This window comes from Secundilactobacillus malefermentans (assembly GCF_008033155.1).
Lineage (GTDB): Bacteria > Bacillota > Bacilli > Lactobacillales > Lactobacillaceae > Secundilactobacillus > Secundilactobacillus malefermentans.
On record NZ_CP042371.1, the window covers coordinates 1,559,555 to 1,582,766 of the forward strand.

21 protein-coding genes and 1 tRNA gene are annotated in these 23,212 nt (G+C 40.2%); 19 read left to right on the top strand and 3 right to left on the bottom strand.

All coding sequences use genetic code 11. The annotated features are described in order from the left end of the window. The first annotated feature begins 156 nt into the window (after positions 1-156). The 13 genes from FGL90_RS07555 (at position 157) to whiA (ending at position 14,375) form a co-directional block, all read left to right on the top strand. Positions 157-462: a PspC domain-containing protein gene (locus FGL90_RS07555; RefSeq protein WP_010620563.1), complete on the top strand. Its 306-nt coding sequence runs from the start codon at positions 157-159 to the stop codon at positions 460-462. Further along, on the top strand, positions 459-812 hold the full coding sequence (locus FGL90_RS07560) for a phage holin family protein (RefSeq protein WP_010620564.1): 354 nt from the start codon (positions 459-461) through the stop codon (positions 810-812). The genes FGL90_RS07555 and FGL90_RS07560 overlap by 4 nt, the downstream gene beginning before the upstream one ends. Before the next feature lie 82 nt (positions 813-894). Continuing rightward, the gene (gene hprK / locus FGL90_RS07565; RefSeq protein ID WP_010620565.1) at positions 895-1,833 is read left to right on the top strand and encodes an HPr(Ser) kinase/phosphatase; all 939 of its coding nucleotides are present in this window, start codon (positions 895-897) and stop codon (positions 1,831-1,833) included. 19 nt (positions 1,834-1,852) lie between these two features. Beyond that, positions 1,853-2,713 carry a prolipoprotein diacylglyceryl transferase gene (lgt, locus tag FGL90_RS07570; RefSeq protein ID WP_010620566.1) on the top strand — a complete coding sequence of 287 codons (861 nt, stop codon included), beginning with the start codon at positions 1,853-1,855 and terminating at the stop codon, positions 2,711-2,713. A gap of 1 nt (position 2,714) precedes the next feature. Beyond that, positions 2,715-3,740: an NAD(P)H-dependent glycerol-3-phosphate dehydrogenase gene (locus FGL90_RS07575; RefSeq protein WP_010620567.1), complete on the top strand. Its 1,026-nt coding sequence runs from the start codon at positions 2,715-2,717 to the stop codon at positions 3,738-3,740. A 16-nt stretch (positions 3,741-3,756) separates the two neighbouring features. Then, a complete protein-coding gene (gene galU, locus FGL90_RS07580) occupies positions 3,757-4,650 on the top strand; it encodes a UTP--glucose-1-phosphate uridylyltransferase GalU (RefSeq protein WP_010620568.1) in 894 nt (297 codons plus the stop codon). Positions 4,651-4,740: 90 nt separating this feature from the next. After that, complete coding sequence (gene trxB, locus FGL90_RS07585) at positions 4,741-5,682, top strand: thioredoxin-disulfide reductase (RefSeq protein ID WP_010620569.1); 942 nt, start codon at positions 4,741-4,743, stop codon at positions 5,680-5,682. Between the two features lie 152 nt (positions 5,683-5,834). Continuing rightward, the gene (gene uvrB / locus FGL90_RS07590) at positions 5,835-7,835 is read left to right on the top strand and encodes an excinuclease ABC subunit UvrB (protein ID WP_010620570.1); all 2,001 of its coding nucleotides are present in this window, start codon (positions 5,835-5,837) and stop codon (positions 7,833-7,835) included. 32 nt (positions 7,836-7,867) lie between these two features. Further along, the gene (gene uvrA / locus FGL90_RS07595) at positions 7,868-10,717 is read left to right on the top strand and encodes an excinuclease ABC subunit UvrA (RefSeq protein WP_147657574.1); all 2,850 of its coding nucleotides are present in this window, start codon (positions 7,868-7,870) and stop codon (positions 10,715-10,717) included. A 150-nt stretch (positions 10,718-10,867) separates the two neighbouring features. After that, complete coding sequence (locus FGL90_RS07600) at positions 10,868-11,398, top strand: HdeD family acid-resistance protein (RefSeq protein WP_033445286.1); 531 nt, start codon at positions 10,868-10,870, stop codon at positions 11,396-11,398. A 139-nt stretch (positions 11,399-11,537) separates the two neighbouring features. Next, the gene (rapZ, locus tag FGL90_RS07605) at positions 11,538-12,413 is read left to right on the top strand and encodes an RNase adapter RapZ (protein ID WP_010620573.1); all 876 of its coding nucleotides are present in this window, start codon (positions 11,538-11,540) and stop codon (positions 12,411-12,413) included. Continuing rightward, positions 12,413-13,429, top strand: coding sequence for a gluconeogenesis factor YvcK family protein (locus tag FGL90_RS07610; RefSeq protein WP_010620574.1), 1,017 nt, complete (start codon positions 12,413-12,415; stop codon positions 13,427-13,429). The genes rapZ and FGL90_RS07610 overlap by 1 nt, the downstream gene beginning before the upstream one ends. A 4-nt stretch (positions 13,430-13,433) precedes the next feature. Further along, positions 13,434-14,375 (top strand): DNA-binding protein WhiA, encoded by a 942-nt coding sequence (whiA, locus tag FGL90_RS07615; RefSeq protein ID WP_010620575.1) that lies wholly within the window; start codon positions 13,434-13,436, stop codon positions 14,373-14,375. Positions 14,376-14,415: 40 nt separating this feature from the next. Here the strand turns inward: whiA and FGL90_RS07620 are convergent, their stop codons facing one another. The 3 genes from FGL90_RS07620 to FGL90_RS07630 all read right to left on the bottom strand — a co-directional run bounded on the left by FGL90_RS07620 (position 14,416) and on the right by FGL90_RS07630 (position 15,914). Next, positions 14,416-14,928 (bottom strand): thioredoxin domain-containing protein, encoded by a 513-nt coding sequence (locus FGL90_RS07620; protein WP_010620576.1) that lies wholly within the window; start codon positions 14,926-14,928, stop codon positions 14,416-14,418. Between the two features lie 50 nt (positions 14,929-14,978). Next, positions 14,979-15,572 carry an ATP-dependent Clp endopeptidase proteolytic subunit ClpP gene (gene clpP, locus FGL90_RS07625; protein WP_010620577.1) on the bottom strand — a complete coding sequence of 198 codons (594 nt, stop codon included), beginning with the start codon at positions 15,570-15,572 and terminating at the stop codon, positions 14,979-14,981. A gap of 270 nt (positions 15,573-15,842) precedes the next feature. Continuing rightward, positions 15,843-15,914: transfer RNA gene (locus FGL90_RS07630), tRNA-Arg, on the bottom strand. 235 nt (positions 15,915-16,149) lie between these two features. Here FGL90_RS07630 and FGL90_RS07635 point away from each other — a divergent pair. From FGL90_RS07635 to FGL90_RS07660, 6 genes are all read left to right on the top strand, one after another. Beyond that, positions 16,150-17,178 carry a sugar-binding transcriptional regulator gene (locus tag FGL90_RS07635; protein WP_010620578.1) on the top strand — a complete coding sequence of 343 codons (1,029 nt, stop codon included), beginning with the start codon at positions 16,150-16,152 and terminating at the stop codon, positions 17,176-17,178. A gap of 66 nt (positions 17,179-17,244) precedes the next feature. Further along, complete coding sequence (gene gap, locus FGL90_RS07640; RefSeq protein WP_010620579.1) at positions 17,245-18,255, top strand: type I glyceraldehyde-3-phosphate dehydrogenase; 1,011 nt, start codon at positions 17,245-17,247, stop codon at positions 18,253-18,255. A 98-nt stretch (positions 18,256-18,353) separates the two neighbouring features. Then, positions 18,354-19,556: a phosphoglycerate kinase gene (locus tag FGL90_RS07645; RefSeq protein WP_010620580.1), complete on the top strand. Its 1,203-nt coding sequence runs from the start codon at positions 18,354-18,356 to the stop codon at positions 19,554-19,556. A 116-nt stretch (positions 19,557-19,672) separates the two neighbouring features. Continuing rightward, a complete protein-coding gene (tpiA, locus tag FGL90_RS07650) occupies positions 19,673-20,428 on the top strand; it encodes a triose-phosphate isomerase (RefSeq protein WP_010620581.1) in 756 nt (251 codons plus the stop codon). 92 nt (positions 20,429-20,520) lie between these two features. Further along, entirely contained in the window at positions 20,521-21,840 is a 1,320-nt protein-coding gene (gene eno, locus FGL90_RS07655; protein ID WP_010620582.1) for a phosphopyruvate hydratase, read from the top strand. A 72-nt stretch (positions 21,841-21,912) separates the two neighbouring features. Further along, positions 21,913-23,190, top strand: coding sequence for a hypothetical protein (locus FGL90_RS07660; RefSeq protein ID WP_147657576.1), 1,278 nt, complete (start codon positions 21,913-21,915; stop codon positions 23,188-23,190). Positions 23,191-23,212: the final 22 nt, after the last annotated feature.

Consider the following 23,212-nt stretch of genomic DNA (forward strand, 5'->3'; position numbering starts at 1 on the left):
AGAAAAAGTATTTCTGTTAGAATGAGAGATTAAATTATATGATAGATAGGTCAGCGGCAATCCGAGAAGGAAGCCTCTGACCTATTATTTTTGGTCTAATCCAAGTAATGGTAAAATAGACTTAATAACTAGTTCAATTTGAATGGAGAAAATAAAATGGCAAAAAACAGAAAACGACTTACGAGATCAGATGATCGAATTATCGGTGGCGTCCTTGGTGGATTGGCTGAATACTTTGGTATTAATTCAACCATTGTCAGGGTACTCTACGTTGTACTAAGTGTGTTTCCAGGACACGTTTTTGGTGGCATTTTAATCTATGCGGTCCTCATTACCTTTATTCCAAGTAAACGTCAGGGAAGTTCGCTGTTTAACATGATGAATCACGCAAAACCTGAAAGGAAAAACCTAGATGACGTTGAAGAACATGACCAACATCACAAAGAAGGAGATTCTAAATGAAATTCTGGATGCGAATTATTATCAACACACTGTTGTTCATTGCATTAGCCGGATTCTTTAAGAACATGTTTTTTGTTTCAGATATTTGGATTGCCTTGGTTGCGAGTTTAATTTTGGCAGTTTTAAACGCGCTTGTTAGACCCATTCTTTATATACTATCTTTACCAATAACGGTTTTGACCCTTGGCCTATTTAGTATTGTGATTAACGCAGTCATGCTTCAACTGACAGCGTTCTTTATCGGAAACAGTTTTAGGTTTTCGTCATTTGGCGCATCATTATTGATGGCCGTCCTGATGTCAATTTGCAATACGATTATCTCTAGTTTTGTAACATCAAGAAAGTCTTGATTATTTATAGAATAAAGCTAGTAAGCAACTAACTTAAAGTGATAAACTAAATCAAGTGAAAGCGGTTAAGGAGGGTATTCTTTTGGCAGATAGTGTAACCGTAGCAGAACTCGTTAAAAACGTGAGGTTGAACGTTTATGCGGGGGAAAAATATTTAGAAGATCGATTAATTACAACGAGTGATATTTCACGACCCGGATTAGAGCTGACTGGTTATTTTGATTATTACCCAGCTAAACGGGTTCAGTTGTTGGGAATTACCGAAACGTCATTTACCAAGAAAATGACCAATAAAGAGTTAACAAAAGTTATGGAAGAAATGTGTCAACCAGAAACGCCAGTATTTGTTGTGTCAACAAATATCGAGCCCCCGAAGCAGCTAGTTAAAGCCGCTGAGGATGCAAAAATTCCAATCCTGGGCACAAAGGTAACCACTTCAAGAGTATTAAGTAATATGACCAACTATTTGGAAGGTAAATTAGCTGAAAGGCAGTCAATTCACGGGGTTCTTGTGGATATTTATGGACTTGGTGTTTTAATCACGGGTGATTCCGGTATCGGTAAAAGTGAAACGGCACTTGAATTGATCAAACGTGGGCATCGATTAATTGCTGATGATCGAGTTGAGGTTCATCAACAAGACGAGCAAACGCTTGTTGGAGAAGCACCTAAAATTCTTAATCATTTACTTGAGATTAGAGGAATCGGAATTATTGATGTGATGAATTTATTTGGCGCTGGAGCCGTTCGAAGCCAGACCCCAATTGATCTCATCGTCCATTTGGAAAATTGGTCACCGGATACACCATTTGATCGGCTTGGAAACGGCACCGAAACGAGTCAGTTCTTCGATGTTGAGGTTCCCAAAGTGGCCATTCCTGTTAAAACAGGTCGAAATTTGGCAATCATTATTGAGGTTGCGGCCATGAATTTCCGGGCTCGCTCAATGGGCTACGATGCTACCAAAGTATTTGATGAAAATCTAAACAGTCTAATAAAGGAAAATTCTAAAGAAAAATAGAATTTAGGGGGTCGCATTCTTGGGCATACAAGCAGCACTAAACCCGATTGCTTTTAATCTAGGACCAATCGAAGTTCATTGGTACGGAATTATCATTGCAACGGCAGTTATCATTGCCGTCACCTTGGCTGTACGTGAAGGGACAAGGCGAAATATACTTGCGGATGATATCTATGATATGATTTTGTGGGCATTACCCGCCGCATTAATTTGTGCTCGTATCTACTACGTCGCTTTTGAGTGGGGATATTATCAACAACATTTAGACCAAATTATTAAAATTTGGGACGGCGGAATTGCCATATATGGTTCCTTAATTGGGGCAGGAATAGTTGTTTATCTATTTTGCCGGGCAAAATTCATCCCCACATGGTTGATGCTAGATGTAGCCGCACCAACTGTTATCATGGCGCAAGGAATTGGCCGCTGGGGGAATTTTATGAACCAAGAAGCCTTTGGTCGAATAACGAGTTTGGCATTCTTGCAGTCAATTCATTTGCCTAACTGGATTATTGAACAAATGCACATTGCCGGTGCGTATCGTCAACCTACTTTTTTTTATGAATCTATGTGGGATATCTTAGGCTTTATTGTTTTGATGTCACTTAGACATCGGAAGGGCCTATTCCAGCAAGGAGAGGTATTCCTCAGTTACGTCATCTGGTATTCCTTTGGTCGATTTTTCATAGAGGGAATGCGGACTGATAGCTTGATGATAGCGAATACCATTAGGGTTTCCCAAGTTCTCTCCATTGTGCTATTCGTTGGAAGCATTATTCTAATCATTTATCGTCGACACAGGGAAATGGGAACACCAATGTATCTGGATGGGAATCCATTTGTAAAGAAGGATCAATTAGTTAAAAATAAGGAGAATTAACATGACTGAAAAAATTGCAGTTTTAGGCGCTGGATCTTGGGGTAGTATTTTAGCTAACTTATTAGTTGAAAATGGAAATGACGTTCGACTCTGGTCGTACAACCCAAAGCAAGTTGAAGAACTGAATCAGAAACATACGAATGTAAATTACGTTTCTAACTTTACTTACTCGGATAAATTAGTTGCTTATTCAGACCTGAAGACTGCCCTAGTTGGTGCACAAACAATTCTCTTTGTTGTGCCCACGCAAGCGGTCCGTTCCGTTGCAAAGCAAGTAAATACGGCAATTAGCGAGTTAGGAATAAAGCCCTATTTAATTCATGCAAGTAAGGGAATTGAAGAGAATACGTACAAACGCCTATCTGAAGTATTGACTGAAGAAATTCCAGATACGAAACGTAAAGCAATTTCTGTTATATCTGGTCCAAGTCACGCTGAAGAAGTCGCTAAGAAAGATATCACGTTAGTTACGGCAGCTAGTGAAGATCTTGAGGCAGCAAAGCACACTCAGGACCTCTTTATGAATAACTATTTCCGAGTTTATACCAATGATGACGTCATTGGTGTTGAAATTGGTGCAGCACTTAAAAACATCATTGCGTTGGGTGCCGGTGCTTTAAATGGTCTTGGTTATGGAGACAATGCCAAGGCAGCATTAATGACCCGTGGCCTTGCTGAAATATCAAGGTTAGGTACATCATTTGGCGCGAACCCATTCACCTTCATCGGTTTATCCGGTGTTGGGGACATCATTGTCACGTCAACGAGTATTAACTCACGTAATTGGCGAGCAGGAAATGAGCTTGGCAAGGGTGTTCCTTTGGATAAAGTTGTCAATGAAATGGGAATGGTGATTGAAGGCTTAACAACTGTAAAAGCAGCTTATGAATTATCAAAAATTCGTGGTGTCGAAATGCCAATTACGGATGCCATTTATCAAGTTTTGTATGAAAATAAAGATGTTAAGACTGCAATTCGGGATTTAATGCAACGTGAAGGCCGTTCTGAGAGTATGGATTTAAATTAAGGAGACGTATTAGGTTATGAAAAAAGTTAGAAAAGCGATTATTCCAGCAGCTGGGTTGGGGACCCGATTTTTACCAGCAACGAAGGCCTTAGCTAAGGAAATGTTACCAATCGTTGATAAACCCACGATTCAATTTATCGTTGAAGAAGCGCGCAAGTCGGGGATTGAAGATATCGTCATTGTGAGCGGCAAAAGTAAACGCTCAATTGAAGATCATTTTGACTCAAACCCAGAGCTTGAGGCCAATTTAACCGCAAAACACAAAGATAAGATGCTTAAACTCGTTCAAGAAACGACAGATATCAATTTGTACTTTATTCGACAATCTCATCCTCGTGGCTTAGGGGATGCTGTGTTAACAGCAAAGGCCTTTATCGGTAATGAACCATTTGTCGTTATGTTAGGTGATGACATGATGGAGGATAAAGTGCCATTAACGAAGCAATTGATGGATTCATATGAAGAAACTGGTGCATCAACACTTGCTGTTATGAAGGTGCCACACGAAGAGACCGCAAAGTATGGCGTAATTGATCCAAGTGAAGAAGTTAAACCAGGTCTGTTTAATGTTAATTCATTCGTTGAAAAACCAGATCCAGCAGATGCACCATCAGATTTAGCAATCATTGGTCGTTACCTGTTTACCCCAGAAATATTTAAGGCTCTGGAGAATACGAAACCAGGTAAAGGAAACGAAGTTCAATTGACGGATGCGATTGACTTACTGAACACAACTCAGCGAGTCTTTGCGCGCGAGTTCAAGGGTGATCGTCATGATGTTGGTAATAAATTTGGTTGGCTCCAAACAAATATTGAATATGGATTACGTCATCCAGAAGTTAAGGATCAACTCCGTAGCTATATTAAGATGCTTGGCAAACAATTAACGAATGAAGATTCAAAAAAATAATTAAATCAAAATTGAGTTAAAATATTGGACAGACTTACTTTTCGATAGTAAAGTACAGGCTAGTTATTATAAACGACTGGAGGAGAGAATTTGGCAAAAGAATACGATGTAATCGTGATTGGTGCTGGACCAGGCGGCATGACTAGCGCTTTGTATGCTTCACGAGCAAACCTGTCCGTTTTGATGTTAGATCGCGGAATTTATGGCGGTCAAATGAATAATACAGCCGAAATTGAAAATTATCCGGGTTACTCATCAATTTTAGGACCAGATTTATCCCAAAACATGTATGAGGGGTCAACCCAATTTGGTGCTGAATATGGTTATGGTACGGTTGAAAGCATTGAAGATCATGGTGCTTATAAGCTTGTAAAAACAGATTCTGATAGCTATCAAGCTAAGGCGATTGTGATTGCAACCGGCTCTGAATACAAGAAGTTGGGCGTTGACGGTGAAGAGTCTTATGGTGGCCGTGGTGTCTCATACTGTGCAGTTTGTGATGGTGCGTTTTTCAAAAATCGCGAGGTTGTCGTGGTTGGTGGTGGTGACTCTGCTATTGAAGAGGGAACCTATTTAGCAAAACTGGCTTCCAAAGTGACGGTTGTTCATCGTCGTGATCAGTTGCGCGCACAGAAAATTCTTCAGGATCGAGCATTTGCCAACGATAAAATTGACTTTGTTTGGAATACCAATGTAGAGGAAATTTTAGGCGACGACATGAAGGTTACCGGCGTGAAGGTTGTTAATAACCAGACGAACGAAGAAAAAGTAATTGATGCATCTGGCGTTTTCATTTATATTGGCATTCTACCAATGACTGAATCATTTCGTAATTTAGGTATTACTGATGATGACGGTTGGATTTTAACCAATGATAAAATGGAAACCAAGGTTCCGGGTATTTATGCCATTGGTGACGTTCGTAAAAAAGAACTTCGTCAGATTACCACAGCTGTTGGTGAGGGCGGTATTGCGGGCCAAGGTGTGTTCAATTTTATTGAAAATCTAAAAACCCAAGTGAATGTTAAATAACTAAAAATTGACCTTTAATAGGTCAATTTTTTTGTATTTTACGGTAAGTGGGATAAGTAGCGAAACTATGTTCGGTATGGTAAAATAATTCGGTAAACAACAGGGAGGCAAGTGCTTTCCTTTTTTTGAGTGGAAAACTATGGAGGTTAGACATGATAGAACGTGAAGATAATCGTGAATTTAATTTAGTTTCAAAGTATCAACCAACCGGTGACCAACCGACGGCCATTTCTGAACTAACAAACGGAATAAAAACTGGCAAAAAAGAACAAATTTTGATGGGTGCCACTGGAACTGGGAAAACCTTCACGATTTCTAACGTTATCAAGAACGTCAATAAACCCACTTTGGTTTTATCGCATAATAAGACGCTAGCAGGACAGCTTTATGGTGAATTCAAGGAATTTTTTCCAGATAATGCGGTGGAATATTTTGTGAGTTATTACGACTATTACCAACCAGAAGCCTACGTTCCTTCGAGTGATACTTATATTGAAAAAGACTCATCGATTAATGATGAGATTGATAAACTACGACATTCCGCAACTAGTTCGTTGCTAGAACGAAACGATGTTATCGTTGTCGCATCTGTTTCCTCGATTTTTGGATTAGGAGATCCCACTGAATATAAGAATCACGCCGTTTCGCTACGTGTGGGTCAACAGATTGAACGAAACGATTTGATGCGTAAATTGGTTGATATCCAATTTGATCGAAACGATATCGATTTTCAACGTGGACGTTTTCGAGTTCATGGGGATGTTGTCGAAATTTTTCCAGCTTCGAGGGATGAACGAGCCTTAAGAGTTGAATTTTTTGGTGACGAAATCGACAGAATTCGTGAGGTTGATTCTTTAACCGGCGAAGTTGTCGGTGATAGAGATCACGTTGTCATTTTCCCGGCCACTCATTTTATGACGAATGAGGATACGATGGGACGAGCAATTGAGGGAATTGAAGCAGAGCTAAAGGATCGGCTTGCCTATTTTGAAAAAGAGGGTAAATTACTTGAGGCGGAACGTCTGAAGCAACGGACAACCTATGATATTGAAATGCTCAAGGAAATGGGTTATACCAACGGGGTTGAAAATTATTCAAGATTCATGGATGGTCGAAAACCGGGTGAACCACCTTACACACTACTGGACTTTTTCCCTGACGACTTTTTAATTGTGGTTGATGAGTCTCACGTGACAATGCCCCAAATTGGTGGGATGTATAAGGGTGATCGTTCTCGTAAGCAACAACTGATTGATTACGGATTTAGACTGCCAAGTGCGTTAGATAACCGACCACTGACGCGTGAGGAGTTTGAAACTCACGTGAATCAGATTGTTTATATGTCAGCAACTCCTGGCCCTTATGAAGAAGACCGAACAACTGATGTGGTGGAGCAAATTATTCGACCAACGGGGTTGCTTGATCCTAAAGTTGAAGTCCGGCCAATTATGGGTCAAATGGATGATTTAGTTGGTGAAATTCATAAGCGAATGGATGCTGACGAGCGAGTTCTTGTCACCACTTTGACTAAAAAAATGGCGGAAGATTTAACTGATTATTTGAAGGACTTAGGGATTAAGGTTGCCTATTTGCATAGTGATATTAAGACCTTAGAGCGAACTGAAATTATTCGTGATCTGCGACTTGGTAAGTATGACGTCCTCGTTGGAATTAATTTACTACGAGAGGGAATTGACGTGCCTGAAGTTTCATTAGTCACAATTCTTGATGCTGATAAGGAAGGGTTCCTTCGTAATGAACGTTCCTTGATTCAAACGATGGGGCGGGCTGCAAGAAATGAACACGGTAAAGTTATTATGTATGCCGATTCAGTGACGGATTCGATGCAACGGGCGATTGATGAAACGGTTCGACGACGTACAATTCAAGAAAAGTATAACGAGGAACATCACATTACCCCCAAGACCATCAAGAAGGACATTCGTGAACTTATTTCGGTTACTAAACCAAATGACAAATCAGGGGAGAAGGATGATTTCCTCGAAACTGATTTTGAAGAAATGACGAAAAAACAACAAGACGCAATGTTAGCACAGCTAGAGGGTCAAATGCGAAAAGCAGCTAAGGCTTTAGATTTCGAAAATGCTGCAAATTTACGTGACACAATTCTGGAACTAAAAGCACAGCAGTAAAATGCTAGCGGTAAATGTAGGAGGAATAATAATTGGCAAATGATGAAATTGTCATTCACGGAGCGCGTTCTCATAATCTAAAGAATATTGATGTGACGGTTCCTAAGAATAAGTTGGTCGTCATGACTGGGTTGTCTGGATCGGGAAAGAGTTCACTTGCTTTCGATACGCTATATGCTGAGGGTCAGCGACGATACGTTCAAAGTCTTTCGGCATATGCGCGACAATTCTTGGGACAAATGGATAAGCCAGATGTTGATTCAATTGATGGCCTATCACCAGCAATCTCGATTGATCAAAAAACGACTTCTAAGAATCCACGGTCAACGGTGGGAACCGTTACCGAAATCAATGATTACTTGCGTTTATTGTGGGCGCGAGTTGGTAAACCAATTTGTCCGAACGATGGAACTGAAATTTCAAGTCAATCGGTTGAACAAATGGTTGATCGAGTTTTGCAGTTGCCAGAGCGTACAAAAGTTCAAATTTTAGCCCCCATTGTGCGACAAAAGAAAGGTCAGCACAAAAAAGTCCTAGAGCGCATTAAGCGTGAAGGATTTGTTCGAGTTAGAATTGATGGGGATGTTCGCGACATTGATAATGATATCGATTTGGAGAAAAACAAGGCACATTCAATCGACGTCGTTGTGGACCGAATTGTTGTCAAAACGAACGTTCGCTCGCGGCTGTTTGATTCATTCGAGGCAGCATTAAGAATGAGTGACGGTTACGCAGTGGCGGATTTAATTGATGGCGATCCAATTCTCTTTTCCGAACATTATGCTTGTCCGGTGTGTGGATTTACAGTTGGTGAATTGGAGCCACGGCTCTTTTCATTTAATGCCCCATTTGGCGCATGTCCCGATTGTGATGGTTTAGGTATTAAGCTTGAAGTTGATGAGGATCTTGTTGTACCCGATGATACGAAAACGTTAAGTGAGGGAGCTCTTGCACCCTGGAATCCAACTAGTTCACAATACTATCCGGAAATGTTAGAACAGGCTTGCGAACAGTTTGGCGTCGACATGAATACACCATGGAAGAAATTGAGTGAATCAGATCGAGAGTTTGCTTTGTATGGTTCGAAGGGAAAAGTATTCCATTTTCATCTACAAAGTGACTTTGGTGGCGTAAAAGATACGGAAGCACCATTTGAAGGTGTGATTAATAACGTTAATCGTCGGTACCACTCAACTAGTTCAGATTTCACTCGAAATCAAATGCAGTCATACATGCGTGAATTAACTTGTCAAACTTGTCATGGATTTCGGTTAAATGCGCAAGCTTTAAGCGTTAAGGTGAATGGAAAGCATATCGCGGAAGTATCAAATTTGGCGATTGGTAAAGAGTTATCCTACTTTGATGATTTATCCTTTGGTGAACAGGACTCAGTTGTCGCAAAGCCAATTTTAAAGGAAATTCGGGATCGACTCGTTTTTCTGGAAAATGTTGGATTAAGTTACCTGACTTTGAGTCGTTCAGCAAGAACACTATCAGGTGGAGAAGCGCAACGAATTCGTTTGGCGACTCAAATTGGATCAAACCTGTCTGGGGTCCTTTATATTCTAGATGAACCTTCAATTGGTCTTCATCAGCGCGATAACGACCGGTTAATTAGTTCACTTAAGAAAATGCGCGATCTTGGGAATACATTAGTCGTTGTTGAACATGATGAAGACACGATGCTTGCCGCGGACTATCTAATTGATATTGGACCCGGTGCGGGTGAAAACGGTGGTGAAGTGATGGCTGCTGGGACACCTAAACAGGTCGAGAAAGTCAAAAAATCATTGACTGGGCAATATCTAGCTGGTAAGAAATTTATTCCCGTTCCACTAGAGCGTCGAAAAGGGAACGGCAAAAAAATTAAACTGACCGGTGTTTCTGAAAATAATCTCAAGAATATTACGGTAGACTTTCCACTAGGTAAATTTATCGGGGTTACTGGCGTATCTGGATCAGGAAAATCGACACTTGTGAATTCTGTTTTGAAACGGGCATTGGCGCAAAAATTAAATCATAATTCTGAAAAGCCTGGGAAGTATAAGACAATCACGGGTTATAAGAATATTGAGAAAATTGTTAATATTGATCAGAGCCCAATTGGGAGAACGCCGAGAAGTAATCCAGCAACGTACACGGGCGTCTTTGATGATATTCGGGGGCTGTTTGCGCAAACAAACGAAGCCAAGCTACGAGGTTACCAAAAGGGCCGATTTAGCTTTAACATCAAGGGTGGCCGTTGTGAAGCGTGTCATGGAGACGGAATTCTTAAAATTGAAATGAACTTTCTACCTGATGTTTATGTTCCATGTGAAGTTTGCCATGGTAGTCGATATAATTCCGAGACATTGGAAGTAGACTACAAAGGGAAAAATATTGCGGAAGTTTTGGATATGACGGTAACGGAAGCACTTGATTTCTTTAGCGCTATTCCTAAAATTAGTCGTAAATTGCAGACGATTGTAGACGTTGGATTAGGTTACGTTAAGATGGGCCAACCAGCCACAACGCTTTCTGGTGGTGAAGCACAACGAATGAAATTAGCTGCCGAGCTACAAAAGAAGGCCGATGGGAAGAACTTCTATATTTTGGATGAACCAACGACTGGCTTACACATGGATGACATTAAGCGCCTATTGGTTGTTCTACAACGCCTCGTCGACAATGGGAATACAATTCTTATTATCGAACATAATTTGGATGTCGTTAAATCTGCGGATTATTTGATAGATTTAGGACCTGAAGGCGGTGAAGGTGGCGGACAAATTGTCGCTACTGGAACGCCTGAAGACATTTCCAAAGTTAAGGAAAGTTATACAGGTCAATATTTAAAGCCTGTGCTTGAAAGAGATACGAAGCGAACAATTGAAAATCAGTAAGACTCAAATGATGGCGAATTAGCCGTCATTTTTTTTTGGTTAATTAGCGTCAATTGGGCGAAAACTTGTGAAAATTAGTAAAAACCAGTATTATGAAACCAGTTTCATATAAAATATTACCCGGAAGAGGGGGAAACGCGTTTGTTTAACATGAATAGAAGAGCTTGGGGATTTGATTGGCACGAGCTCATTACTGGAATACTCTTTATCGTTGTTGCGTTTGGATTGTTTACGGCACCAAAGGTTAGCGCCATTGCAATTGCACTTTTGATGGCAATTATGGCGATCCTAAGTGGGTTAACGACATTTGCTGGCTACTCTAAGTTGAGAGATTACGTGAATGGCCGAGCAGTTGTTGCACTTGTATTCGCCGTTTTAGATATTATTATTGGACTAATCTTTTTGTTCGATTATCAAAGTGCAATCGTGACGTTGGGTTACCTATTTGGAATTTGGTTTATCTTCGACTCGATTGAACGATTAATCGTCGTGAGCCATGTACGTCAGCTTAGAAGCCATTTCTTCTGGTTATCGCTCATACTTGATGTCTTAGGCTTAATTGCAGGTATCTTGCTTTTCGTTCATCCCTGGATTGCCTTTTTCTCAATTAACATTTTAGTCGTTTGTTATTTAGTTATTTTTGGAATAAATGCAATTGTTCTGGCGTTTGCTAGACGTTAATATAAAAGCCATAGTTAGAATTAACTAACTATGGCTTTTAGTTTGGAAAGGGCTAGCTGTAAATGAAACACCAGGTATGTTATAGTGTTATAGTATGAATTTTTAGCTGTCATCATTTTGGGTACATTGGAGACTGACTATGACTAAAGAATTTCAATTAGTAATTATTACGGGAATGAGTGGCGCCGGTAAAACGGTTGCGATGCGTTCACTAGAAGACTTAGGTTTCTTTTGTATTGATAACATGCCGCCTTCGCTTTTACCAAAGTTTCTTGAGTTAGTTAAGGAATCAGGGAAGCTTAGCAAGGTTGCACTTGCGATTGATTTGAGATCCAGAGCCTTTTATAAGGATGTCATTGAAACGCTAGGGAATTTGTCACAAGATAATGGTGCAAAAATCATTTTCTTGGACGCTTCTGATGAAGAGCTAGTTTCTCGATATAAGGAAACAAGAAGAGCTCACCCACTTGCCCGAAATGGCAGAGTACTTGAGGGAATCAAAAAAGAACGTGATTTATTAGCACAAGTTCGGCAATCAGCTCAATTTGTGATTGATACCAGTAATCTTGCACCTAAGGAACTACGTGAAGAAATTTTCCGTAGTTTTGAAGCAAATGTTGATACACCATTTCACATTGAAATGATGTCATTTGGATTTAAATACGGGGTTCCAATTGATGCGGATATCGTGATGGATGTTCGATTTTTACCGAATCCATACTATATTCCAGAACTACGCAGTAAAACGGGTCAGGATAAGCCGGTATACGATTACGTGATGGCACAGCCGGAGACGACTGAATTTTATGAGCGTTTCTTAGGATTATTATCATTTATGATGCCAGGCTATAAAAAAGAAGGAAAAACAAGTTTAACGGTCGCCATAGGTTGTACAGGTGGTCAACATCGGTCAGTTGCGTTGGTTGAACGACTATCTGAGGCACTGGGAGACAAATATCCAGTTCATACATCCCATCGAGATGTCGAAAAAAGCCAAGGAGGTGCCAAGCATTAATGTTAAATGGAAATAAGTGGCACCGACCAAAAATAGTCGTTATCGGTGGTGGAACAGGACTACCAGTTATTTTAAAAAGTTTGCGGGATCAGGATGTTGATATTACGGCAATCGTGACGGTGGCAGATGATGGTGGTTCTTCTGGCGTCATTCGCAACTATGTGAACGTTGTCCCACCTGGAGATATTCGGAACGTCATGGCTGCGCTATCTAAATTGCCACAACTCTATCTTGATATTTTTCAATATCGATTTAACAGTAAGGACCAATTTTTCGCGGGTCACGCGATTGGTAATTTAATTATTGCGGCGCTATCTGAAATGAAAAATGGTATTTTTGATGCCGTTCAAGAACTTTCTAGCATGATGAAAGTGGATGGGCATATTTATCCGGCTGCAGATGAGCCATTGGAGCTAAATGCTGAATTTGCTGACGACACCACTATTACGGGAGAATCGGAAATTTCAGCGGCTCATAAACTTATCAAACGGGTATGGGTATCCTCACGATTACACAAGGACAAGCAGCCAGAAGCTGTGCAACCAGTTATTGATGCCATTATGGATGCTGACCAGATTGTACTTGGCCCAGGTAGCTTGTTTACCAGTATTTTACCTAACCTAATGATCAGTAATGTAGGCGATGCCGTTAAGAAAACGCAGGCCGAGGTTGTTTATATTTGCAATATTATGACCCAAAAGGGCGAAACCGAAAACTTTTCTGATGCGGACCATATTCGGGTGTTGCATGAACATTTACACGATAGATTTGTAGATACGGTTCTTGTTAACACCAAAAAGGTTCCAGATGAATATATTGATTATCAGCGTTGGAATGAAATGTCTAAAGAGGTAACCCATGATTTCAAAGGGCTAAAGGAACAGGGATGTCGCGTTATTTCTGATGACTTTTTGGAATTACGGGACAATGGTGCATTCCATAATGGAGACCAGGTTACTGCAGAATTAGTAAATTTATTGGGGCAACCCAGTTGGCGAGATAGTGCCTGGAGGTGACAAAATGTCTTATGCAAGTGAAGTTAAAAAGGAACTGACGACATTGTCAGTTCACAGAGAGAATGCAAAAGCAGAGCTAATGGCTTTAATTCGGATGAATGGCTCATTAACTTTGCAAAATCATGCATTTGTTTTGAATATCCAAACTGAAAATCCGGCCATTTCAAGGCGGATTTATCAGCTATTGAAACAATTTTATGAGCTGGAAAGTGAGCTCATTGTTCGAAAAAAGATGAAGTTGAAAAAGAATAACTTATACATTGTCCGAGTGAAAACTGGGAATCAGGAAGTTCTTGAGGACTTATCAATTTTTGATGGGACACAAATTGCTGAAAAGGTGCCCAGTGACCTTTTGAAAAACGACGCGCAAGTCAGATCTTATTTACGGGGTGCTTTTTTGGCGGGGGGATCAGTCAATAATCCTGAAACTTCCCGTTATCATTTGGAAATCTATTCATTATACGAGGAACATAATCAGATGATTATGGAAATGATGAATCGGTACGGTTTGAATGCCCGAATCACTAATCGGCGTAGCGGCTATATTACCTATCTAAAAGAGGGCGAAAGAATTGCTGACTTTCTTTCGTTGATTGGGGCCACACAATCGATGCTAAAGTTTGAAGATATTCGAATTATGCGGGATATGCGAAACTCAGTAAATCGGCTAGTGAACTGTGAAAACGCCAATATGGATAAAGTTGCTAACGCGTCAAGTCAACAGATTGAAAACATCAGATTTATTGAAGCAACAGTTGGATTAGATCAATTACCTCCTAAATTACGGGAAGTTGCTGAAATTCGATTAACTCATAAAGAAGTTAGTTTAAAGGAATTAGCCAACTTAATTCCGAGCGGGGTTATTTCTAAATCAGGCATTAATCATCGATTAAAGAAGATTACTGAATTTGCAGATGACTTACGGCAACATGAAATTAGTGCATAAAAAACAGGACCAACTGAATGAACTTCAGTTAGTCCTGTTTTTAGTTTAATAATTTTGATAAATTTTCAGGTGAAATAGACTCGTCAAAAACATGGTGCCCAACAACAATGGAGGGAACGAATTGGACATGCGTTTCTTCTGCTTCCGTCACAATATTGGCTAGCATCTTAGCATTCTGCTGGTGGTGGAGGTGTAGCTCCGATTCTAAATAGTAAGGAATTTCGGCATCATCGAGGCTCTTCCACTGTTCTTGATTATCAAAAACAGATTTTATTAAAAGATAGGCCATTAATGGATCGCTTGGAATGTATTGATGGACAATATTTCCTTTTTTTAATGGCTCTTTAAACTTATTGAGGAGCTTGATATGCCGGTTAACCTTGCCAGATGAAACGGCCGTGGCCAAAACACTATCATTCTTTTGAAACCACAACTTGCTCCAAGGGCAGCGCAGATTAAGATACTCAACCACGGTTTTGGTGGTGTTGGGATTACCAATAACGATACTATTGGCGGAATTGACTTTAGTTACATCGATTTTGCTAATATCCATATCTATCACCTCAAAAAAAGCCGATCACTTAATGATCGACCTAATGATTATTATTTACGATCCTTGCTACTCGTCATAATACTATCAATTAAACCATATTCAACAGATTCCTGTGCGGTTAAGTAATGATCACGCTCAGTATCTTTGTTAATGGTTTCAAGTGACTGACCAGTGTTGTCAGCTAAAATCTTGTTGATTAATTTTCTAGTCTTCAGGATTTCTTCAGCAACAATTTCAATTTCAGTCTGTTGCCCTTGTGCGCCACCAGAAGGTTGATGAATCAAAATTTCTGAATGAGGCAATGCAAAACGTTTGCCCTTGGCACCAGAAGTAGCAAGCACACTAGCCATTGAAGCAGCCATACCCATGACGATGGTCTGAACATCAGCCTGTACGAAATTCATTGTATCGTAGATGGCAAGTCCTGATGTTACAACACCACCAGGGGAATTGATGTAAAGATAGATGTCTTTTTCTGAATCTTGTGCATCCAAGAAGAGTAACTGGGAAATAATTGAATTTGCCATATCATCTTCGATTGGACCTGATAACATAATGATTCGATCCTTGAGAAGTCTTGAGTAAATATCATAAGCACGTTCGCCACGTGACGATTGCTCGATAACTGTTGGGACTAAATTCATAGTTGTGTTGCCTCCTTATAAGCATGTAAAAATTAGTCTTATTAACTAATAAAAGTAGTTTAACGCTAAGGTCAATTAAGGTCAAACAAAATGAACTGAACCTTGCATCTGTTATATTATGGCTGATTTGAGCATTAAAAGTCAAAGGATTGCCATAATTATCTGCAAAGTGCAGTTGAAGGATAAAAGAGAAGTTTAAAAAAGAGTCGGAATATTTTCCCGACTCCACAATGCAGAATATGAATCAATTTAGATAAGTAATAAACGTAATGCGCCCGGGGGGAATCGAACCCTCATTTCAAGAACCGGAATCTTACGTGCGATCCATTACACTACGGGCGCATAGTTTCAAATACCTTAATAACTATAACTGATTCTGGATAAAAATTCAAGAAGTCTCCAGTCGATTAATTAAGTACAAGTGATTGACGAAATAGGGCATCTGGATTAATATAATGTGTGGATGCTAAGTTGAATTAGCACCACGGTACAAGGCATTGCCTTATTTTTTTGGGTATGATGGGTCGCCTCAGGACGTGGACGGTCGTTTTGTGTCCCACTAGAGGAGTTGACAACTTTGCAAGAAGAATGGCAGTGGCTTAATAAGATTGTCCCGGATATGCAGGATAAATTAATCAACCGGTACCGATTTTTAGATGCAATCAGTCGCTTTCAACCCATCGGTAGAAGAACGCTAGCGACAAAAATGCGTGTGACTGAGCGAGTCATGAGAACCGAAACCGAATTACTCAAGGAGTTCAATCTGATTTCAATCGATAAGATTGGGATGCAAACAACTTCCGAGGGCATACAAGTACTGGCTAAGTTAAAAGGAACAATTGATTTGTTGTTGGGTCGAAAACACAGAGCAGAGCAATTAAGATCCTGTCTTGGAATTGCACGGTGCTTGATAGTATCTGGTAATGCAGATACTCAGCCAGAAGTGCTTTCAGCGATGGGAAAGGCCGCAAGCGACTTGTTGCAAGATGAGTTGCCGTTAGGACCGTCCGTTGTTTCGGTTATGGGTGGGTCGACAATGGTCAGCGTTGCTGAGTGTTTAACCCCGGCTTTGGCTCGAAATCGGGAACTAACTTTTGTCCCGGCTCGTGGTGGAATTGGTGAAGCACCTGCACTGCAGGCGAACACCATTAGCGCTAAAATGGCGGAACAAACGGGTAGTCAATATCATTCACTATTTATACCTGAATCAATTAGTCAGGAAGCAATTGACTCTTTGAGATTGGATCCGGGCATAAGAGATGTGATGAAACTTATTAAGTCCAGTAACATTGTAATTCATGGTATTGGTGAAGCAATTCAAATGGCCAAACGGCGACAAATGTCGCCTGAGCTAATTGAAACGCTGAAAAAAAGGCAAGCGGTTGGAGAGGCTTTTGGGTACTTTTTTGATAAAAGTGGTCAAATAGTTTATAAGTTACCAAGAATTGGTCTTCAACTTGAGGATCTTGCCGAAATGGATTTTGTACTTGCTGTTGCTGGTGGCCCCCAAAAAGCCGCGGCAATTCAGGCATATGCAAAAATTGCTCCGAAACAGACGTGGTTAATCACGGATGAAGGAGCTGCTGACACGATTTTAAAAAAGTGATACTATATCATTTGTGTTACTTTTTAAAAATAATATTTTCTAACTTCCTAAGGAGGAAATCTTAGTATGACTGTAAAAATTGGTATTAATGGTTTTGGACGGATTGGCCGTTTAGCATTCAAGCGAATCCACCAACTACACTCTGACGAAATTGAAGTCGTTGCAATTAACGACTTGACAACCCCATCAATGTTGGCTTACTTATTAAAGTATGATTCAACACATGGTCGTTTCCCAGGCGAAGTTTCATCAACGGACAAGGGTATTGTTGTTGATGGAAAGGAATATCCTGTATATGCTGAACCAAAGGCACAGAACATTCCTTGGGTTAAGAATGATGGCGTTGATTTTGTTCTTGAATGTACTGGTTTCTACACTTCAGAAGAAAAGTCACAAGCTCACCTTGACGCTGGCGTAAAGCGTGTACTAGTTTCAGCACCTGCTGGCGATGTTCGTACAGTTGTTGCTGGTGTTAACTTGGATACACTTGAAGCAGGCGACAAGATCGTTTCTGCTGGCTCATGTACCACTAACTGTTTAGCACCTATGGCATACTTCTTGAACGAAGACTTCGGAATTAAAGCTGGTACAATGACGACTATTCATGCCTTCACTGCTACTCAACAAATTCTTGATGGCCCTCGAGGCAAAAAGATGCGTAACAACCGTACTGCAAGCATTAACACGATTCCTCACTCAACTGGTGCCGCAAAGGCTATCGGTTTGGTTATCCCTGAATTAAAGGGTAAGTTACAAGGACATGCACAACGTGTTGCTGTTGTTGACGGTTCTTTGACTGAACTTGTTTCTGTATTGGACAAGAAGGTTACTGCTGATGAAATCAACAGTGCTATGAAGAAGCATACACTTAACAACGATGCATACGGCTGGAACGAAGACGAAATCGTTTCTACTGATATCATCGATGACGATCATGGTTCAGTATTTGACCCAACTCAAACTGAAGTAACAACTAATGGTGATACTCAATTAGTTAAGACTGTTGCTTGGTATGACAACGAATGGGGCTTTACTTGCAACATGGTTCGTACATTGTTGAAGTTTGCAACTCTTTAATTTAATAATGTAATCAAATTGGAAAGGTGGGGGAGGTAACTTCTCCGCTTTTTTAATAATTAGAATAATAACTATCAATTTTTTTGGAGGTCATTCAATTGGCAAAATTAACTGTTTCTGATTTAGCCTTAGAAGGCAAAAAAGTTTTAATGCGTGTCGACTTTAATGTCCCAATTAAAGACGGCGTTATCGGTAACGATAACCGAATTCAAGCTGCATTACCAACCATTAACTATGTTATCGAACATGGTGGTAAGGCTGTCCTTTTCTCTCATCTTGGCCGAATCAAAAAGGAAGATGACAAGAAGTCACTTTCAATGCGTCCAGTTGCAGAAAGATTATCAAATCTTTTAAACAAGCCAGTTACCTTCGTTCCCGTTACTGAAGGCAAACAGTTGGAAGACGCAATTAATAAGATGAATAACGGCGAAGTTCTCGTTGTTGAAAACACCCGTTTTGAAGATGTTAAAGACGGGGAATACGTTAAACGTGAATCTGGCAACGATCCTGAGTTAGGTAAGTACTGGGCCTCATTGGGTGACGTATTTATCAACGATGCTTTTGGAACTGCGCACCGTAGCCATGCATCAAACGTTGGTATTGCTTCAAACATGGGTCAAACTGCTGCCGGTTTCTTAATGGAAAAAGAAATTAAGTTTATTGGTGGAGCTGTATCAAATCCCGAGCATCCATTTGTCGCTATCCTTGGTGGTGCCAAAGTTTCCGATAAGATCGGAGTCATTGACAACTTATTAAGCAAAGCTGATAAAGTAATTATTGGTGGCGGAATGACTTACACCTTCTATGCTGCAAAGGGTATGAAGATTGGTAATTCATTAGTTGAAGAAGACAAAATTGACCTTGCTAAGCAAATTATGGACAAAGCTGGCGATAAATTAGTTCTTCCTGTCGACTCAATTGTTGCTGAAAAGTTCTCTAATGATGTTCCAAGCAAGACAGTTGAAGGCGATATTCCTGATGGCTACATGGCACTTGATATTGGACCAAAGTCAGTTCAAGACTTTGAGGCCGTTCTTAAGGATGCTAAGTTAGTTGTTTGGAACGGCCCAATGGGTGTGTTCGAAATGAGTAACTATGCTGAAGGAACTCTTGAAATTGGTAAGTTCTTGGGCGATTTAAGCAACGCTACTACAATTGTTGGTGGTGGAGACTCAACAGCTGCCGTTCAACAACTTGGCGTTTCTGATAAATTAACTCATATTTCTACCGGTGGTGGCGCATCACTTGAATACCTTGAAGGTAAGACTTTACCAGGTATTGCTGCTATTAGCGAAAAGTAATTTCAAACCAGACTTACGATAAGTAGGTCTGGTTTTTATATATGACTGGATTAAGTAAAGCGTTTTCGGTAGAATGAGCAAGTAAACTAAATTTCTTCTTGAAAGGAAGTTATATCGTGCGGATACCACTCATTGCGGGTAATTGGAAAATGAATAAAACTGTCACTGAGGCAGTTGATTTCATCACTCAAGTAACCGATAAACTGCCAGCTCCGAATGAAATTGAAACGGCAATAGCGGCACCAGCAATTTTGTTAAAATCGATGATGGACGCAAATACTGGGGACCGACTTCAGATCGCTGCAGAGAATTGTTATTATGAGAATGAGGGTGCTTATACTGGCGAAACAAGTCCAATGGCGTTAAAAGACATGGGACTTCACTATGTCATTATTGGGCACTCGGAACGGCGTCGCTACTTTAATGAAACAGATGATATTATTAACCGGAAAGTCCATGCGGTTTTTGATAATAAGATGATTCCAATCCTCTGTTGCGATGAAACGATGGGCCGACGAGAATCTGGTGAAGATATTCATTGGGTTGTCAGTCAAGTTACTGCAGCGCTAAAGGGAGTTAGTCCTGAAGAAGCTGAACACTTGATTATTGCATATGAGCCAAGTTGGGCAATTGGAAGTGGTAAATCGGCTTCTGCTGACCAAGCAGAGGATGGTTGTTATTTAATTCGGCAAACAGTTGCGGATATTTACAGCGATGAAATTGCCAATCAAGTACGTGTCTTATACGGTGGTAGCGTCAATCCAGAAAATGTTTCCGGCATCATGAATAAGGACAATATTGATGGCGTTCTTGCTGGTGGCGCAAGTTTGGATGAGAAAACGTTTTTACAACTAGTTCAATATAAAAAATAAGTAAAATATAATTGCAAGTTCAGTAGTAAACTTATAAAATGGTAATCGGGATGTTTTCCCGTTAGGCAATAAAATCATAAGGAGAGAATACAATGTCAATTATTTCTGATATTTATGCTCGTGAGGTTTTAGACTCACGAGGCAATCCGACCGTTGAAGTCGAATTATATACTGAAGCTGGTGCTATGGGCCGTGGAATCGTTCCTTCTGGTGCATCTACTGGTGAACATGAAGCTGTTGAATTACGTGATGGCGACAAAGATCGTTTTGGCGGCAAGGGTGTTACGAAGGCCGTTGACAACGTTAATAACATTATCGCAAAAGAAATTGTGGGTTACGATGTAACTGACCAAGTTGCAATTGACAAGGCCATGATCAAGCTTGATGGTACGCCTAACAAGGGTAAGCTCGGTGCAAACGCAATCTTAGGTGTTTCACTTGCAGCCGCTCGTGCAGCCGCTGACGAACTAGAAACACCATTATATAACTACTTAGGTGGCTTTAATGGCCATGTATTACCTACTCCAATGATGAACGTTATCAATGGTGGTAAGCATGCCAACAACAAGGTTGATTTCCAAGAATTCATGATCATGCCTGTTGGTGCACCTTCTGTTAAAGAAGCAATCCGTATGGGTGCAGAAACTTTCCATAGCTTAAAAGCTATCTTGAACGAACGCGGTTACTCAACTGCTGTTGGTGACGAAGGTGGATTTGCTCCTGATTTGAAGAATAACGAGGAACCATTTGATATTCTTGTTGAAGCTATCCAACGTGCCGGCTACAAGCCAGGTAAAGATGTTGCGATTGCCTTTGACTGTGCTGCATCAGAATTCTACAACACAGACACAAAGACTTACGACTTAGTTGGTGACGGTAAGTCATACAATGCTGATGAGTTCGTATCATTACTTGAGAGTATCGTTGACAAGTATCCAGTTATCTCAATCGAAGATCCTTTGGATGAAAACGAATGGGAAGACTGGCAAATGGCAACTGATCGTCTTGGTAAGAAAGTCCAAATCGTTGGTGATGATTTATTTGTTACTAACACGGACTACCTTGAAAAGGGTATCAAGATGGGCGTTGCAAACTCAATCTTAATCAAGCTTAACCAAATCGGTACTTTAACTGAAACAGTTGAAGCTGTTGAAATGGCTAAAGAAGCTGGTTACACTGCCATCATTTCTCACCGTTCAGGTGAAACTGAAGACACAACCATTTCTGACTTAGTTGTTGCTTTGAATGCTGGCCAAATTAAGACTGGTTCAATGAGTCGTGGCGAACGTATCGCTAAGTACAACCAATTAATGAGAATTGAAGATCAACTTGGTACTGTCTCAGAGTATAAGGGTGTTAACTCATTCTATAACTTGAGCGACCAAGCTCGTGATGCTATTCAAAGTAAATAATCAACTTTATAAATAAAGTTTGATGATTTTTGAAACCTTCTTCGTAATTAATCTTACGAAGGAGGTTTTTTTATGAATAAATTTAAAGTAGTTTCGGCAATGGTTTTAGGAACATGTGCATTCAGTCAAATGGTGGTCAACGCTCATGCGGATGAAAAAACGTATCATGTTACGGTGAATGCAGTTGGACGGGTGGTCAACACGGATGGGAGCAAGCAAGATATTCAACTTGATTCAGTCCAAAAGGATCTTCCAGCAGGAAAGCAGGATAACCCTCTAGGGGAAATCAAAAATTATACAAGAAAATCCAGCACAATATTTATTACCTCTAGTAAGGAGGATCAAGTCTATAGTAGTTTTTACGATGGAAATCCTGCAACACCAAGCGTTAAATATCAGTTAATTCAAAATGATGGAACTGAGGCCAAGGATGGCATCAAACCCGAGTCAAAATTTAAAACGGCAACGGTGGGTGGCAAATATAATACTGATGAACTGACGGATGAATCATTGGCAAACTATGAGCTATTAAATCCAGACAGTAAAAAGGGAATTATTTCTGATCCAAACCAGGTGATTGTTCTGAGATACAAACTCGCTGGAGAGCCAAAGAAAGAATCAGAGGACGATAAAGATAAAGGTGACCTTATAGCGGAAATTACGAAGCCTGTTTTACCTGATGAAAAAGATGATGAAACTAGCTCAGAAAAAGAATCAGACAAACCTGCTAGCATTGATCAAGACACTCAAACGACATTACCGGACAAGGTTGAATTGATTGATTCCGGTGTCCAAACAGGTGGTTCGGTCAAGCCAGCTGGAGTTGATTCAGATTCGCAAACAGATGAGCTACCTAATTTGGATAAGGTATTTGGCATTGATGCTGACACGCAAACAAATGAAGAGGTTAAGAAAAATGAAGTAGTCCAACCGGAACGCAAAATTTCAATCCTTAAAGAGTTCAAACCTAACGATGTGACAAGCAACAAAATGGAACAGGAGCCACTCACCCCATCAATTTCAAAGCCAACTAAATCAGTCAAATCAACTTTAGGTACAACAAATAAAAAATTAACCAAAAAAGATCAGAAAAAGCAATTAAAATCAAAAAATAGCAATACTGACAAAAAGACGAAAGCTAAAAGTAGTTTAAATCATGATTCACTATCTTCAACCCAAGAACCAGTTGAAGGTAATCATGATTCGGCAACTCAGAGCCTTGGTCAAAAATCAAAATTGCCACAAACCAGTGAAAATAGACTAACCAAGTTTACATCGCTAATCGGAATTAGTATTTTGGCATTCCTAGGGTTAGCCGATCGTATTTATAAAAAACGTGGTGTACAGTAAGCGTAATTTACGCAGTTGATAC